The sequence below is a fragment of the Lentisphaera marina genome (genome assembly GCF_028745505.1).
In the GTDB taxonomy this organism is placed as follows: Bacteria; Verrucomicrobiota; Lentisphaeria; order Lentisphaerales; family Lentisphaeraceae; genus Lentisphaera; species Lentisphaera marina.
Window position 1 is genome coordinate 1,820,997 of the sequence record NZ_JAQZZL010000001.1, and the last position, 15,707, is coordinate 1,836,703.

14 protein-coding genes are annotated in these 15,707 nt (G+C 41.9%); 10 read left to right on the top strand and 4 right to left on the bottom strand.

Going from position 1 to position 15,707, the window contains the following annotated elements:
* Positions 1-2: 2 nt before the first annotated feature.
* Positions 3-1,394 (bottom strand): oxygen-independent coproporphyrinogen III oxidase, encoded by a 1,392-nt coding sequence (gene hemN / locus PQO01_RS07485; protein ID WP_274313402.1) that lies wholly within the window; start codon positions 1,392-1,394, stop codon positions 3-5.
* Positions 1,395-1,404: 10 nt separating this feature from the next.
* On the bottom strand, positions 1,405-2,343 hold the full coding sequence (locus tag PQO01_RS07490) for a hypothetical protein (RefSeq protein ID WP_274313403.1): 939 nt from the start codon (positions 2,341-2,343) through the stop codon (positions 1,405-1,407).
* A 331-nt stretch (positions 2,344-2,674) separates the two neighbouring features.
* Between PQO01_RS07490 and PQO01_RS07495 the strand changes: the two genes are divergently transcribed.
* From PQO01_RS07495 to PQO01_RS07540, 10 genes are read left to right on the top strand one after another with little or no spacing between them, the layout of a single operon-like run.
* Entirely contained in the window at positions 2,675-5,053 is a 2,379-nt protein-coding gene (locus tag PQO01_RS07495; protein ID WP_274313404.1) for a heavy metal translocating P-type ATPase, read from the top strand.
* Positions 5,050-5,214 (top strand): cbb3-type cytochrome oxidase assembly protein CcoS, encoded by a 165-nt coding sequence (gene ccoS, locus PQO01_RS07500; RefSeq protein ID WP_274313405.1) that lies wholly within the window; start codon positions 5,050-5,052, stop codon positions 5,212-5,214. Before PQO01_RS07495 ends, ccoS begins: the two co-directional genes overlap by 4 nt.
* Positions 5,211-7,382, top strand: coding sequence for a cytochrome-c oxidase, cbb3-type subunit I (gene ccoN, locus PQO01_RS07505; protein ID WP_274313406.1), 2,172 nt, complete (start codon positions 5,211-5,213; stop codon positions 7,380-7,382). The genes ccoS and ccoN overlap by 4 nt, the downstream gene beginning before the upstream one ends.
* Positions 7,379-7,549 (top strand): hypothetical protein, encoded by a 171-nt coding sequence (locus tag PQO01_RS07510; RefSeq protein WP_274313407.1) that lies wholly within the window; start codon positions 7,379-7,381, stop codon positions 7,547-7,549. Before ccoN ends, PQO01_RS07510 begins: the two co-directional genes overlap by 4 nt.
* Entirely contained in the window at positions 7,546-8,115 is a 570-nt protein-coding gene (locus tag PQO01_RS07515) for a cbb3-type cytochrome c oxidase N-terminal domain-containing protein (protein ID WP_274313408.1), read from the top strand. Before PQO01_RS07510 ends, PQO01_RS07515 begins: the two co-directional genes overlap by 4 nt.
* A 1-nt stretch (position 8,116) precedes the next feature.
* Positions 8,117-9,529, top strand: coding sequence for a cytochrome c oxidase accessory protein CcoG (gene ccoG / locus PQO01_RS07520; RefSeq protein WP_274313409.1), 1,413 nt, complete (start codon positions 8,117-8,119; stop codon positions 9,527-9,529).
* Position 9,530: 1 nt separating this feature from the next.
* Entirely contained in the window at positions 9,531-9,968 is a 438-nt protein-coding gene (locus PQO01_RS07525) for a FixH family protein (RefSeq protein WP_274313410.1), read from the top strand.
* Between the two features lie 3 nt (positions 9,969-9,971).
* Positions 9,972-10,670 carry a sulfite exporter TauE/SafE family protein gene (locus PQO01_RS07530; RefSeq protein WP_274313411.1) on the top strand — a complete coding sequence of 233 codons (699 nt, stop codon included), beginning with the start codon at positions 9,972-9,974 and terminating at the stop codon, positions 10,668-10,670.
* A gap of 13 nt (positions 10,671-10,683) precedes the next feature.
* Positions 10,684-12,150 (top strand): PAS domain-containing sensor histidine kinase, encoded by a 1,467-nt coding sequence (locus tag PQO01_RS07535; RefSeq protein ID WP_274313412.1) that lies wholly within the window; start codon positions 10,684-10,686, stop codon positions 12,148-12,150.
* On the top strand, positions 12,143-13,516 hold the full coding sequence (locus PQO01_RS07540) for a sigma-54-dependent transcriptional regulator (RefSeq protein WP_274313413.1): 1,374 nt from the start codon (positions 12,143-12,145) through the stop codon (positions 13,514-13,516). Before PQO01_RS07535 ends, PQO01_RS07540 begins: the two co-directional genes overlap by 8 nt.
* A gap of 43 nt (positions 13,517-13,559) precedes the next feature.
* On the opposite strand, the gene PQO01_RS07545 is transcribed toward PQO01_RS07540, so the two are convergent.
* Together PQO01_RS07545 and PQO01_RS07550 are read right to left on the bottom strand one after the other, a co-directional pair.
* On the bottom strand, positions 13,560-15,158 hold the full coding sequence (locus tag PQO01_RS07545) for a FecR family protein (RefSeq protein WP_274313414.1): 1,599 nt from the start codon (positions 15,156-15,158) through the stop codon (positions 13,560-13,562).
* The gene (locus tag PQO01_RS07550) at positions 15,155-15,682 is read right to left on the bottom strand and encodes an RNA polymerase sigma factor (RefSeq protein ID WP_274313415.1); all 528 of its coding nucleotides are present in this window, start codon (positions 15,680-15,682) and stop codon (positions 15,155-15,157) included. Before PQO01_RS07550 ends, PQO01_RS07545 begins: the two co-directional genes overlap by 4 nt.
* Between the last annotated feature and the right edge of the window lie 25 nt (positions 15,683-15,707).

Consider the following 15,707-nt stretch of genomic DNA (forward strand, 5'->3'; position numbering starts at 1 on the left):
AGTTAAAGACTCGTGGACATGGGGTTGGCTTGAGTACTGCGAGAGTCAAAACAAGCTGCAATGAGTCGGGAAAATAGCTTGAATTCGGAATGGATTTCTAGCACTCGTGACTTGGGATTTGCCCCTGCGTAGAGGTAGTGAGGAATATCGCTTTGCAATATCTTGTAGGAGTCCGCAAATTTGATACGTGGATCACAAGAAAACTGTTCTTCAAATTCTTTAGTATCGAGTTGTAAGTTGCACATGAGGGATTGAATGATCCAGGCACGCTCTTGGTCTTCGGCACTCTTGTGATGCCCGCCACTTAGAGGGAGTCGATCTTCGAGTGTAGCTTTGAGGTAGCTATTGAGTTCACGTGAATTTTGCCAAAAGTAATCTTGGCTCTCGCTAATGGAGCTAGAACCTATGCCAATGATATTGAGACTCTGATTGACGGTAAAACCCATGAAGTTGCGGTGGAGCTGTTTTTTCTTTGCGGCAACCGCAAGTTCATCGTTGGGGAGGGCAAAGTGATCGAGACCAATTTCTACGTAGCCAGCTTCGAGAAATTTTTGTCTAGCTAGCTGAGTGCAGGCCATCTTGGTTTCTGAATCGGGGAGATCTTCTTTTTTAATCAAGCTCATATGCTTACGTTGCTCAGGCATATAAGCAAAGTTGAAGAGAGCAAAGCGTTCTGGTTTGAGGCTGAGTGCGAGATCAATTGTTTCGGAAAAACTATCGACGCTTTGTTTCGGGAGACCAACAATGAGATCGAAATTAATGGAAGTAAAGCCAAGTTGACGAGCATACTCAGTATGAGTTTTAATCATCTCATAAGGTTGAATACGATTGATAGCTTTTTGGACATCGAGATTGAAGTCCTGAACTCCAAAACTAAGGCGTTTAATATTATTGATGGCATATGTTTCTAAATGTAATTGAGTTAGTGTGCGGGGGTCAGCTTCGATGGAGATTTTTGCTTCTCTTGAAACACCGAAATATTTTTCGATGGCACAGAACAAAGTATGGAATTGCTGAGCAGATAAAAAATTAGGTGTTCCACCACCAAAGTGAATTTCGTTTATTTTGATGCGACCATTTTTCGCGATGAGTGCCATTTCTTTGATGAGAGCACTCAAGTAGGGGTCGGCGGCACTTGTACTCTTTTTGACTTGCGTATTGCATCCACAGTACCAACATAGCTTTTGGCAGAAGGGAATATGGATATAAAGAGCGGAGAAATCTCCGCTCTGAGATAGAGAAGAAAGAGAAGTAGCTATGGCTTCTTGAGAGACTTCTTTATTCCAAACAGGCACGGGGGGGTAGGAGGTGTACCTAGGTACGGGCTTACTTAGAAGTTGAAGTTCTTGCGAGTTGAACTCGCTGTGGCTAGCTACGGTCTCTTGCTGAATCATTTAACTTTCCTCAGAATGAGTAGATGAAGTCGAAGGTATAACGATCGTCAAACATGCTGTCATCGCTTTTACCAATTCTCGTTTCATAGGCAGCACCCATGGTGAGTGCTTCGGTGAATTTGTAACGGAAACCAAAGGCCATATTGGTATAGTTATTGCCTTGGGTATCGGAAGTCCCTAGGTTGAGAAGATCGACACCACTCATATTATCGTTAATAACATTCACAGGGGCTTCGGCGCCACCTTCGAGTTCTGCGTTGAATTCACCGCCATCGCCATCGGCAATAACGTGGCGCCAATGGGCTTCAATGAGCGGGTAGAAATTACCGATTTTATAATCGACGTGGAGACTCATATCATTAAAAGTTGAGTTGGCATCAGTGTCGAAAGGGAGGCGCAAGCCTTCGTAGGCCATGAAGTGGAAGTTGTTCCATTGTTTACCGATTGAGATAAATGGGTTAGCAATGCCATCGCCTTCACCTTGATAGATGTCGTCATCACCAGTAGGGATTTCGATGCGGAAACCAGTAGTGACGATAAAATCTGAATCTTTGTCATGATAAACAGTGTATTTCACACCGAGTGCGATGTTGGCAAAACCTTCTTGATCTTCAAGAGTATTATCGAAATTGTATTTTGCATAACCATCCTTGGTGGCAATGACTGAGAGGCGATCATTAATGGCGTAGCGTGCTTGGATTGCAAATAATTGGGCTTCACCACCGAGTTTGAGTTTTCCTAAGTTAGTGTCGATTTTATCGTGGAAATTTTGATGAAGATAAATCATTCTAATTTCAGTGGTGTGATAGGGTGACTCAAAATTGACAGGGTCAGTTACGGGCGAAATTGGTGCGGACATAGAGTCGGCTTTCGTTTCCGCCGCTACCGCGCTTCCTGCAAAAAGACTTGTTAGAAATGCTAAACTTAGTGTGCCTGCAAGTTTATTCATAAGATGGATCTCCTTAGTGTGTTTGTATTTATCGTGTGTTTACTTGGAAGAGATTAGAGAAAAGCTTGTGCACAAAAAACAAACAAAAACTTTAAGTTGTTTATTTTCATTAATTTATGGATAGAGGGGTTTCTTTTTGTGGTTTCTTTTTTTCCGATAACGGAATCATAATCGGATGGTGTCCGATTTCGGATATATCCAATAGTGGCAACTATTTGTTAAATAGTTGTAAATCACTAATAATGATGGTTTTGTTTTCCATTTTCGGACTTTTGGCATCCCATATTCTCTCAATGGGCATGTTTTAATAATAATAAAAGAAAATCATTAAGTGCAAACAAGAGCCGAAAGTTGGATTCCAAGTATTTCTGAAGACTTATTTTGTCGCCATTGTGGTGAAAAAGTTTGCGAGGATACCTGGTCACATGAAAGTGACTTATTTTGTTGCAATGGTTGCTTAAATGTCTACCTTATCCTCTCTAATAATGGACTCAATCAGTTCTATGAAATGAGTGAAGGTGTGGTGGGCGTACGCCCTTCTGAAGATGGCGAATTCGACTATCTAAATGATATCGTGAGTAGTTTGGCTTTGTTTGAATCGGAGGACTGTGTGCGTATCCGTTTTCGTATACCGAGCATTCATTGTATTTCCTGCGTTTGGCTTTTGGAAAAATTAGCGCATCTACAAGAGGGAATTCGTTCAAGTCGAGTCAACTTTGCTAAACAAGAAATTTTGATTAACTATGATCCGCGCGAGGTCAGGTTGAGTGAAGTGGCGAGTTTATTGCAGCGCCTTGGATATGAGCCCAAACTTAATTTGGAGGACGAGGGCAAGGAAGAAAAAAGCGAAGTCCGCAAAGATTTGGGAAAAATTGCGATGGCGGGCTTTTGCTGTGGCAACATAATGATGATGAGCTTTCCGGCTTATTTTGGCTTGCAGTTAGACGATTCTTTTGCGCGCTTATTTGCTTACCTCAATTTATTTTTATGCTTACCTTTAGTGACTTATTGTTCGGTAGATTTTTGGAAAGCCATTCCTCGTTTTCTCAATTCACGCAAAATTTCTTTAGATCTGCCCATAGCTGTTGGTATAGGCGTTTTATTTTCTCAGACAGCTTTTGATGTGCTCTCGCAAAGTGGAGAGGGTTATGCGGATTCACTTGGAGGTTTTGTCTTCTTTTTATTACTGGGGCGTTTCTTCCAAAAAGTCTCCTATAAACGACTTTCCTTTGAAAGGGATTTTAAATCCTTTTTTCCCTTGTCAGTTCGCGTTCTTCAAGGTAGCGAGGCGAAACTACGTCCTGTGCAAGAAGTGAAAGCGGGTGACACACTGCTGATTCGTTCAGGTGAATTGTTGCCAGTGGACGGAGAAGTGATCAAAGGGGAGGCTGGAATGGATTACTCATTTGTCACAGGAGAGAGTGAACCCGTGAGACTTGTGGCAGGGGAGAAAGCCTTTGCGGGAGGAAGGCAGAAATATGGCCTCTTGGAAATCAAGGCTCAATCAGCAGTCGATAGTTCTTATTTGGCCTCACTTTGGAATGATGAAACTTTTCGTGACGAAAAAATATTGGGTGAAGCAGAGATCTCTCAAAAAGCAGGTGTGGCTTTTACTTTTGTCGTTCCAGTTTTAGCGATAGCAGCTGCATTATATTGGGGGATGACGACGGATTTACATCGTGGCTTAGAAGTTTTTGTAGCTGTACTCATTGTCGCTTGTCCTTGTGCCTTAGCACTATCAATCCCCTTGGCCTTTGGTTTTAGTTTGCGCTTCTTAGGCAAGCGCGGCTTTTTTATTAAGAATGCGAACGTCATCGAAAAAATGGCTCAGGCCGATAGCTTTGTTTTTGATAAGACGGGAACATTGAGCCGCAGTGATTTACTCAGTGTAAAAGTGATTAAAGATGAAATGAGTGAAGTGGATAAGCAAGCACTCTTTTTGCTTAGCTCTCAATCCGGACACCCAAAATCCTTAGCGCTCCAAGAAGAATATGAGACTTATAAATCTGATCATGAACTTTGCGATTTTAGCGAAATAGTGGGGCAGGGAATCGAAGCACAGATTTGCAGAAATCACTACCAAATCAAGGCACATGGAGCTTACACCTGCCTCATGAAAAATGAGCGAGTGATAGCCGACTTTGATATTCGCAGTGCCTGGCGCAAAAATTGGCAGAGTGCCCTGCGGTCTCTCAAAGAAAAATGCTGTGTGCTATCGGGCGACCAAGATCGCGATCGTGATTATCTGCAAAGGGAAATGCCGGAAGGAAGCGAAATATTTTTCCAACAAAAACCACATGACAAACTCGAGAAAATTCGCGAGATGAAAAAATACCATAAATCAGTGGTGATGTTTGGCGATGGCCTGAATGATTCGGGTGCTTTAAAAGAGGCCGATGTTGGAGTGGCCATTGCCGAGAATAGTCAAAGTTTCACGCCGGCTTCTGACGTTATTATGCACGGTGATCAGATGCAGAATTTGGGGCGTATTCAGAATTACATGCAGTGGGTGATGAAATTGATCCGTTTGAGTTTCGTCTTCTCATTACTCTACAATTTTACGGGTTTGGCCTTCGCGGTCACAGGGCATTTGAGTCCCCTGACTTCCGCTATTTTGATGCCTTTATCTTCTCTGACAATTTTATTTATTAGTGCCCTAGGAACGAGTCTTGGGGCCAAGATTTATTTGAAAAAAGGAAATGAAAAATGAGCGTTATTTACTTAATGGTGCCACTGGCAATCCTCTTGGCCTTTGTGGGCTTAGTGGCTTTTTATTGGGCTTTGCGAAGTGGGCAATTTGATGATGTGGAAACCCCCGCACAAAGAATTTTGTTTGAAGAAATAAAAGAAAAAAAGGAGACTCTTAAATGAGTGAAATCAGCAAGACAGAAAGTTATGACGATAAAATCGTTCGTAACTTTGCATGGGCTACAATTCTCTGGGGAATTGTCGGTATGTTGGTTGGAGTGATTATTGCGGCGGAATTATTTCATCCGCAAATCAGTGATCCAGCCAAGGAATTATCATTTGGACGTATTCGTCCCTTACACACCAACGCGGTTATCTTTGCTTTTGTGGGCAATGGTATTTTTATGGGCGTTTATTATTCCTTGCAACGACTTTGTCGCCGCCGGATGTTTTGTGATAAGTTGAGTAAGATCCACTTTTGGGGTTGGCAGGCGATTATTGTTGCCGCCGCTGTTACCTTGCCTTTGGGCTTATCCTCTGCAAAAGAGTATGCTGAACTCGAGTGGCCGATAGATATTGCCATCACTTTGATCTGGGTCGTTTTTGGCGTGAATATGATCATGACAATTATTAAGCGTCGCGAGAGTCACATGTACGTGGCCATTTGGTTCTATTTAGCCACTTTTATTACGGTAGCACTCTTACATGTCGTTAACTCCATGGCTTTACCGGCAGACTTTTTTAAATCCTACTCCATGTATGCAGGGGTGCAAGACGCCTTGATTCAGTGGTGGTACGGACATAATGCGGTAGCTTTCTTTTTGACGACGCCTTACTTGGGCTTGATGTATTACTTTATTCCCAAGGCTTCGAATCGTCCTGTTTTCTCTTACCGTTTATCAATTATTCACTTCTGGTCCTTAATCTTTATTTACATTTGGGCGGGCCCTCACCACTTACTCCATACTTCGCTTCCTGACTGGTGTCAGACTTTAGGGGTAGTTTTCTCTCTCATGCTAATTGCTCCATCTTGGGGTGGTATGCTCAATGGTTTACTTACTCTGCGCGGAGCTTGGGATAAAGTCAGAACAGAACCCGTACTCAAGTTTATGGTGGTAGCGATCACTGCTTATGGTATGGCCACCTTTGAAGGTCCATTACTCTCCTTACGTTCATTAAATTCACTCACACACTATACTGACTGGACTGTGGCTCACGTACACGTTGGTGGCCTAGGCTGGAATGGTTATTTAACTTTTGGTATCCTTTATTGGATTATCCCCAAACTTTACAAGCGTGAACTCTATTCACTCAAATTAGCAAACTTGCATTTCTGGATTGGTCTTATTGGTATCGTTCTTTATGCCATCCCACTTTACTGGGCAGGTGTGACACAGGGAATCATGTGGCAGCAATTCAATGATAATGGCACGCTCACTTATGGTAACTTTGTTGAAACCGTGGATAAAATTATCCCCATGTACAAATTGCGTGCGCTTGGTGGTTTACTCTACTTAGTTGGGGCAATTATCATGGCTTGGAACCTCTTTAAAACTGCGGCTGGCGCCAAAGTGGAAGACGAGTCTTTCCAAGTGGTCGAAAAAGAACACAAAGAAGAAAAGAAACTCAAAGGGCTCATTTATTCTCACCGTTGGTTAGAAGGAAAAACAGTTCTCTTCTCTGCGCTCACACTTGTGGCGGTACTCATTGGTGGCCTTTTTGAAATTGTTCCCATGTACATGGTTTCGAGCAATGTGAAAAAGATTGATAGTGTTAAACCCTACACGGCACTAGAGCAGTATGGTCGCGACATTTACGTTCGCGAGGGTTGTTATACTTGTCACTCACAAATGATTCGCCCCTTCCGTGCTGAAACAGAGCGTTATGGTGATTTCTCACGCTCTGGTGAGTTCATCTACGATCGTCCTTTCCAGTGGGGCTCCAAACGAATCGGTCCAGATTTGGCTCGTGTGGGTAAACGCAATTTATCTAATGCGTGGCATTATGAGCACTTGATGAATCCGCGTAGTACTTCGCCAACCTCTATTATGCCGGCTTATGCCTTCATGAAAGATGATAAAGTTGATCAAGGCTTTATGGAGCGTGGGATTAAGACTTTGACTAAGCTCGGTGTTCCCTATGGCAAAGATTATGATAAGCAGGCTTATGCCGATGCGATGATACAGGCCGAAGGTATTCAAAAAGACCTACGTGATAACGGGGTGGAAATTGATAAAGATGCCGAAGTAATTGCCCTAATTGCCTATCTCCAACGACTAGGTATGGATTACAATCCTGAGCAAGAAGGTAAAGAACTTGCCGAACAGAAAAACGAAGGAGAAGCGAAATGATTAAAGAATTTTTAGCGACTCAAAGTGGTATGGCAATCTTTGGAATTGTCTCGATAATAACTTTTATGTTTGCCTTCACGGTCTCAACCATTAGAGCATTTTTTCTAACGGAGGATTTCGCAAGTGAAATGGCGGCAAAAGCTTTAGACGAGGAGAATAAAAAATGAGTAATATCCCCGAAGATGATAAACATGTCGACGACGACAAACTCATGGATCATGACTACGACGGGATTCGCGAGTTAGATAATGATTTACCGACTTGGTGGATTGCGACCATGGTCTTCACCATGATTTTGGGTGCTGTTTACGTTTTGCATTACCACATTTTTACAGTTGGTAATCTAATGGAGCAGGCCTATCAGCGTGAGCTCAAAAATGCCGATAAAGCACAGCTGGAGCGTTTGGCAAATTTTGATGCTTTATCGCCCGAAGAGCAGGCGACGCAACTCTTGAGTCAGGGTGAAGCTTTGTTTACGACAAATTGTGCCATATGCCACGGTCCGCAGGGACAGGGCATGGTTGGGCCGAATTTGACTGATGATTACTCGATTCACGGTAGTAGTCTTGAAGCGATTACCAAAATCATTGAAGTCGGTGTCGCGGATAAAGGTATGCCACAATGGGCGGATAAATTGAGCCCAAATCAGATCAAAGGCGTCTCTTTATATGTCGAAGCAATGAAAGGCAAAAACCTCCCTGGTAAAGAGCCACAAGGAGAGAAAGGCAAATAAAATGAACAATGACTCAGATAACTTTCGCGAAAGTCTTTCCACTGCTGATAAGCGGGGGAAACGCATATGGCTGTATCCTAGGAAACCCAAGGGTAAGCTGTATAATTGGCGTAGCTACCTGAGTCTTATTCAAATCATTATCATGGTGGCGGTGCCCTTTATCAAAATTAATGGTCGCCCTTTATTCATGTTCAATATTTTTGATAGTGAATTTGTGATTTTTGGTTCGGGTTTTGTAACTCGTGACTTTCCCATTTTCGCCTTAATGATGATTGCACTTTTTATTGCGATTGCTTTAGTGACCGCCATTTATGGTCGCGTGTTTTGTGGTTGGGCTTGTCCTCAGACCGTATTTCTAGAAATGGTGTTTCGCAAAGTTGAATACTTCATAGAGGGCAGTGCGAAAGTGCAACGCAAGGCGGCTCAAATGCCGATGAAGGGCAAGCGTTTACTTAAACGCATTGCGAAGCTCGCAATCTTTTATGCCATTTCAATTTTCATAGCCAATTTATTTTTGGCTTACATAGTTGGTAGTGATCAGTTGATTGATTTGATTCGCTCTGGGCCGAGTTCAAATTTGAGCTTGTTTTGGGGTGTTATTGGCTTCAGTTTAATTTTCTTTTTTCATTTTACTTGGTTCCGCGAACAGTTCTGTATTTACTTATGCCCGTATGCACGTTTGCAGTCAGTTCTTTTGGATGATCATTCTCAAGCGGTAGCCTATGATTACAAGCGAGGAGAGGGACGTGCGTCGAATCGTACTCGCAAAGAAAAGCCTGAAGAGAAATTTGGTGATTGTGTTGATTGCAACTTATGTGTGCAAGTCTGCCCAACGGGGATAGATATACGCAATGGTTTTCCGCAACTCGAATGCGTCAATTGTACGGCCTGTATAGATGCTTGTGACAATGTGATGGAAGCCAACAACAAGCCCAAAGGATTGATTCATCATAGTTCAATCAACAAGATCGAGAAGGGCGGAAAATTTGAATTGACCAGTCGAGTAAAATCCTATAGCTTTTTATTATTGGGTTTAACTGTGGTCATTATTGTGATGTTATTTGGTAAAAGTCCAGTGGATGCGACCTTTGTGCGACCTCATGGCTCTATTCCTATTGTGGAGGGAGATAAATCGCGAAACCTCTTTTTAATCAAGCTCGTTAATCGTACCAATGAAGAACTCCAATTGGAGTTACGCGTTCTTGAAAACGATGCGATGAACTTTATTCCCAATGGAAAAATTACTTTGGGCCCCAAAGAAATTAAGGATGTGAATCGCATCATGGAAAGCGCGGAAAAAGGTCAGGGAATAGGCAAGATGATTCGCGTTAAAATCGGTATTTTCCAAGGAAATGAATTATTAGAAAGCAAAGAAAGTAATTACCTCTACCCCAGGTTTTTAAAGGAGAAATAAAATGACAGAGAAAAAGAAAAGTTCTATGTGGAAGTATTTTCCTATTGTCGCCTTATTGAGTTTTATGAGCTATATCCTTAGTTTAGTTGCCATGACTTCGGGGAAAACTCCTGAGCATGTGGAAGCCAACTATTACCAGAAGGATATTCAATCCAATGCCATTTTAGCGGAGTACGCAAATGCCAATCAATTGTCAAAACCCGCTGAATTCAAAGTCGATTATAAGAATAAGAAAGTTCAGTTCACGGCAGCAAAAATCACAAGTGGGAAAATGATTTTTTCACGTCCTTCGGATAGTGCATCTGATAAAGAAATTGAGATTAGCGGAGAACACAGTTTATCCTTACAGGATTTCGCAGCGGGCAAATGGAAAGTTGAAGTTTTGTGGTCTGATGGAGATAAGAACTATCGCATGCGCAAAGATTTTTTTGTGGAGTAAATGATGTCAACTATTCTCACTTCATTCATTCTCGGTTTGGCGGTAAGCCTGCATTGTGCGGGTATGTGCGGTCCCTTGATGTGTGCTAAGTTTTCTAATGGTAATAAGTTTGTCCTTAGCCACTTTACGGCATTACAATTGGGACGTTTGACGACTTACGCTATTCTTGGATTGTTGGTGGCGCTGAGCTCACAAATGATTAGTTTTGGTACTTACCAAGGAAAAATTTCTTTAATCACGGGGATCGTTATTTTAATGATTTATTTTGCACCCGTAAAAATCAAACGCCGAGTCAGTGCGAAACTTCCGCAGAGCCCGTGGTCGGCCAAATTACGTCAAAGTTTTTCTAAGCTCATGAGCAGTCAGACTTTGGGCGGAAACTATGCTTTGGGCATACTGAATGGACTTTTACCTTGTGGAGTGGTTTATGTTGCTTTAGGCGCCAGTTTAGCGGCTGATTCTGTTTGGCATGGAGCCTTAATGATGATCGCCTTTGGTTTAGGTAACATTCCAGTTTTGATGATGAGTGCAGGGGCGGGAAGATTGATTGCAAACCGACGAGTGAGAGCGATGACTATCCCTTTAGCAGTGTTAATGACGGGAAGTTTATTGATTTTACGTGGAATGGATTTGGGGATTCCCTATGTGAGTCCACATTTAGAACAAGAAACTGGTAAAGTTGCCAGCTGTTGCGAACACTAAACTGAAGATGAAATTGGAAGATAAAACAAAATTACTGGAGAATCTATCTCAGGCACTGAATGCCAGTACGATAGTTGCCTACACTGATCCAGAGGGGGTTATTGTCGATGTGAACCGTCGCTTTTGCGAGGTCTCCGGATATAGTCGTGAAGAACTCATCGGAAAAACTCATCACCTCATTCGTTCAGGGTATCATAGTAAAGAGTTTTTTGCCTCTCTATGGCGCACTATCAAAGAAGGTGGAGTATGGAAAGGTGAAGTGTGTAATCGCAAGAAAAATGGCGACACCTATTGGGTGGACACGACGATTGTACCTTTTAAGGATGAGTCTGGAAAAATTTATCGTTTCATGGCGATTCGCCACGAAATTACCAATCTTAAGCAAGCTCTTAATGACTTGCACCAAAGTGAAACGCAGCTCAGTGCCATTTTTAATAGCTCGGTAGATGGCCTTGTCCTCTTAGATGAAAATCAAAAAATTGAAAAAATTAATTCCGCAGCGTCACGAATTTTAGATATTTGTCCCATGGCTTCAAAAGGCATAGATTTTAATTCATTTGTGAGTTTAAGTAGCAATACCAATCACTCGAATTCTTATTCCGAAGTCAAAGCTTATGATTCCAAGGGTAGTGAACTCGATTTATTCTTGCAGTACGCACCTTTAAAGCTCGGACACCGTGAACTCGCAGTAGTTTTTATTCGTAATATTTCCGAGCAAAAGCTCCTAGAAGAACATATGCAAAAGTTAGGTAACGAACTCGATGTTCAGACACTTTTTAATCAAAGACTTTCAGCTTTGGCAAGTATGGCAGGGGGCATTGCCCACGAATTAAATCAACCGCTCTCAGGCATCCGGGTTTATGCCGATATGATTAATGATCACTTGGATAGTGAGCAGGAGTTGACCAAGGAATTTATGCAACAAACCATGAATAAAGTGGTGGGTCTCGTAGACCGTGCGGCAGACATTATTCAGCATATGCGTGAATTTTCAGCGGAGAAAAAAGAGAGTTTTGATGAGCTTTGCGATCTCCGCAAAACTTTAGATCGAGCTCTTAGCCTCATTGGACAGCAACTGCAGAGCAGTGGGGTGGAAGTTGATATAAAAGTTGACGATAAGCAACTTGTTTGTGGTGATGCACATCGATTGGAACAAGTCTTTATCAATCTGATTATCAATGCACGAGATAGTATTGCTGAAACGGGTCGAAAATATGGCGCAATCTCAGTAGGGAGTAAAATCCATGGTGAAGTCATAGAAGTTCTTATTGAAGATAATGGCGCAGGCATACCGCAAGAGATTCAAACAAAAATATTTGAGCCCTTTTTTACCTCTAAAGAGCCAGGGCAAGGCACGGGCTTAGGATTGCCTATTTGTCATGGCATTTTGAAGGATTTTGGAGCTAAGTTGACGTTGATGCGCTCAAATGATAAGGGAACAGTTTTTAAGATTTTATTTAAACGAGGTAAGCATGAGTAAGCATGAATTAAAGGATTTAGAAGTCTTTATTGTCGACGATGATGAAGCGATTCGCGATAGTTTGACGATGTACTTAAGCTCGCTAGGAGTGATCGTGCGTTGTGCCTGTAATCCCATTGACGCCTTGGTAGAACTTAAGAAAAAGCCAGCAGGTGTGGTGATTAGTGATGTGCGCATGCCGCAAATGGATGGCATGACTTTTTTAAAGGAATTAAAGAAAGCGTATGGCGATGATACTGAAGTTTTGATTATTACGGGGCACTCAAATGAAACTCTAGCTATCGAGGCTTTGAAAAACGGTGCCTTTGATTATTTCCGCAAACCGCTCCATGCTCGTGAAGTGGTGGAATCACTTAAACGCACTAAACGCTTTAATGATCTTAAAAAAGAAAATGCTCAACTCAAGCAACGTTTAAAACTGAATCAACATGAAGATTTTGGTTTTTTTGGTGATTCACCAGCCTCACAAAATATGTTGGAAATGATGCGCCGCGTTAGCAAAATCCCCCAAACCTCAGTGTGGTTACACGGCGAAACGGGAGCGGGGAAAGAAGTGGCAGCACGTCATATTCACAAACTCAGTTGTGAGGATGAAAAAACATTCGTCGCGATCAACTGTGGTGCAATACCAGAGAAATTGATTGAATCGGAACTCTTTGGCCACGAAAAAGGTGCTTTTACTGGAGCTGACAGTCGCCGTTTGGGAGTCTTTGAACTAGGTAAGGGTGGTACAGTATTTCTCGACGAGATTTCAGAGATGCCTCTCAATGCGCAAGTTAAGCTACTACGTGTATTAGAAGATCGTGTTTTTCGCCGTGTGGGTGGAGATCAAGAAATTAAACTGGGTGAAACTAGAATTTTGGTTGCATCCAACCGTGATCTTGGAGCTTTAGTTGAGGCAGGGGAATTCCGCGAAGACCTCTACTTCCGTGTCAATATTGCTAAAATCCCCATTCCGGCACTGCGCGAGCGTCGCGACGATATAATTCCGTTAGCGGAACGTTTTTTACAAGAGTTCTCTCAGCGCAGTCATAGGAGCTTAAGTTTGAGTCAAGCAGCTGCCAAAGCCTTAGAAACCTACTCTTTTAAAGGGAATATTCGCGAACTTCGCAATATCCTGGAGCGCGCGACAATTTTTGCCATGGAAGATGAGATTCAGCTTAATGATTTGAATTTAACTTCAGGCTTAAAGAATTCATCTAGCTCAATTCAAGAAAGCAGTTTTGATTCATTGAATTTAAAAGAAATGGAAGAGACCTTTGTTAAGCGAGCCATTGCCCAAGGTAATCATTCTCACGCGGCGCGTTTGCTCGGTATTACTCCCCAAGCACTCTATCGCAAACTCGATAAATTTAGCCTGAGGTAATTTACTTGGGTTTCCAAGTTTAGTTCCCCATGGTGAGGGTGGTTTATTCTAAAAGTAGCAGGCGTGCATTAAAGAACATATCGGAACTCTTTTTCTCGAATTGATAGACCGAAGCAGAAAGAATGTTCTCTCCTGGTTTAAGGCTATCTATGGGAAGAGAGAAAGTGACAAATTTTGCTTCGGATTTAGTTCTGAAGTTAGCGCGGCTTCTTTGATCGAGGGGGCCATCGTGAAGGTAGATGCGCTGAAGTTCAACACCATTGAGATGAAAGATAGCTCCATCATCAACACGTGCAGAGATAATTAACTTAGCCATTTTATTTGGTAGCTGTTTTAATTGAAACTTATGTCTCAGGTGAAGTGGATGATCATCCACATTGAGTTCAGTTATGGCTTTGTCAGAGTAGCCGAAACTAGCGCGAGATTTCTGCCAATTGATAGGTGCTTGGCTTGCAGTTTTCCAATCTTCTTGAGGTGCAGCTTCTCCTTTATAAAAATGCCACTGAGCTTTATCAGAGATTAAGACTTGGTTAGCTTTTAAAGGTTGCAGTATATCGTTTTGTAGAAAGTTGACTTGAGCATAGAGGGTCGGTATATCGTTATTGCTACCATTAATGTGAAATCGGAGCATGCGAGCCTTATCTAAATCACTTAATTTAACTTGAATTTCTTTCTGTTTATTCGTGAACTGAACCCCTTGGATAAATTCATCATCAGCATAGATCTGGAGGACGAGTTTTTGGTTTTGTGGATTGTAGTTAAGGATATTGATAGTGCCCTGCAGGCTAGAAGTATTTTCATTGAGTTTGAGGAAGTAGTCCTCGCCAGCCAATACTTTAAATTGTAGGAGTGGGTTGATGATTTTGTCGCTAGTGAATATTTGCTCACTGAGGTGGGGGATAGAACTAAAACCTTGCTTGTCTGAATAGCTGTATGATTCGTTTTCCTTAACAAGGATTTTGTTTTTTGTGCCGAACTCAACGAGACCATCAAAGACGTGAAGTTCGAGGTTTTGATCTTTTAAATGAGCGCCAAAAGCAGTGCCAATATCACGAATACCTTTTATGGGATTTTGGAGGATAAAACCCTTGTCTTTATTATTTAGGTGAATGCTTATACGGCCACTATTGAGTTGGATTTTTTTATCGTTAATAAATTTGGCTTGCATAGGGCCGATGAGTTGTAGTCGACTACCTGAATCATTAATTAAACGAAGTGATTCATTTGTGTTTAATGAGATAGTTTCCAAACTATCTACTGATCCAAGACTAAAGCTCTCTGCTTGTGCTTCTGTTATGCGGTAAGTGAGTTGAGGCGATTTGAGGTCTTGCGTATTTAAAATCAAAAAGGCACAAATAATTACTGCGGCGATGGAGCTAATCAGCTTGAAATTAAAAGGGATAATCGTTTTAGTTTGCTCTTCCTGTGAGGGGGCAGTTGTTTCTGACTTCGAGACCTCAGGAAGGTGGTGTTCAGTTTGCATGTCATGTGCACATTGAATCATTGAGGAAGTTTCTTCAACATATAGAAAAAAAGCTTTTTTGATTTCGGGATCACTCTCAAGTGACTTGAGGAGTTCTCTCATTTGTGATTCGCTTAATTCTTGTCGAAGGTAAGCATCAAATAACTCTTCTTGTTTCATGATTGAGCCTCAAGTTTATTTTTGATACAATTCCTCAAAGTTTGTCGTGTACGTGATAAGAGAAGACGCAAAGCATTTTCAGTTCTTGAAAGTTCTTTGGCGAGTTCGATGCAGGATTTCTTCTCTTGATAGAAAGCAAGAATGACTTGACGTGTTTCACCACGTAAATTTTGCATGCAGCCATAGAGAGCTTTATGTTCAGCTTGTGTATCAGCTTTTGATTCACCTCCAAGTTTGGTATCATAGTGTTCATCAATGAGTTCAGCCATTTTTTCTTGAATTTTACTTTGGCGACTCTGTTTTCGAATGATATCAACCGCTTTGTTGCGAATGACACGTTTCATCCATGGCAAAAGACTTTCGGGATCTAATTCATCGACTTTATGATGCAGGGCAATTAGCGTCTCTTGAAAAGCATCTTGGGCAAAATTCCAATCGCAACTTAGAGTATAAGCATAAGAAACCAAAATTTGCCTGTAGGAAAAGGCTTGTCTTAAGATGTCGTCTTGTTGTTTATTGTTCATCAGTACCCGATTCATTTTTAATTAG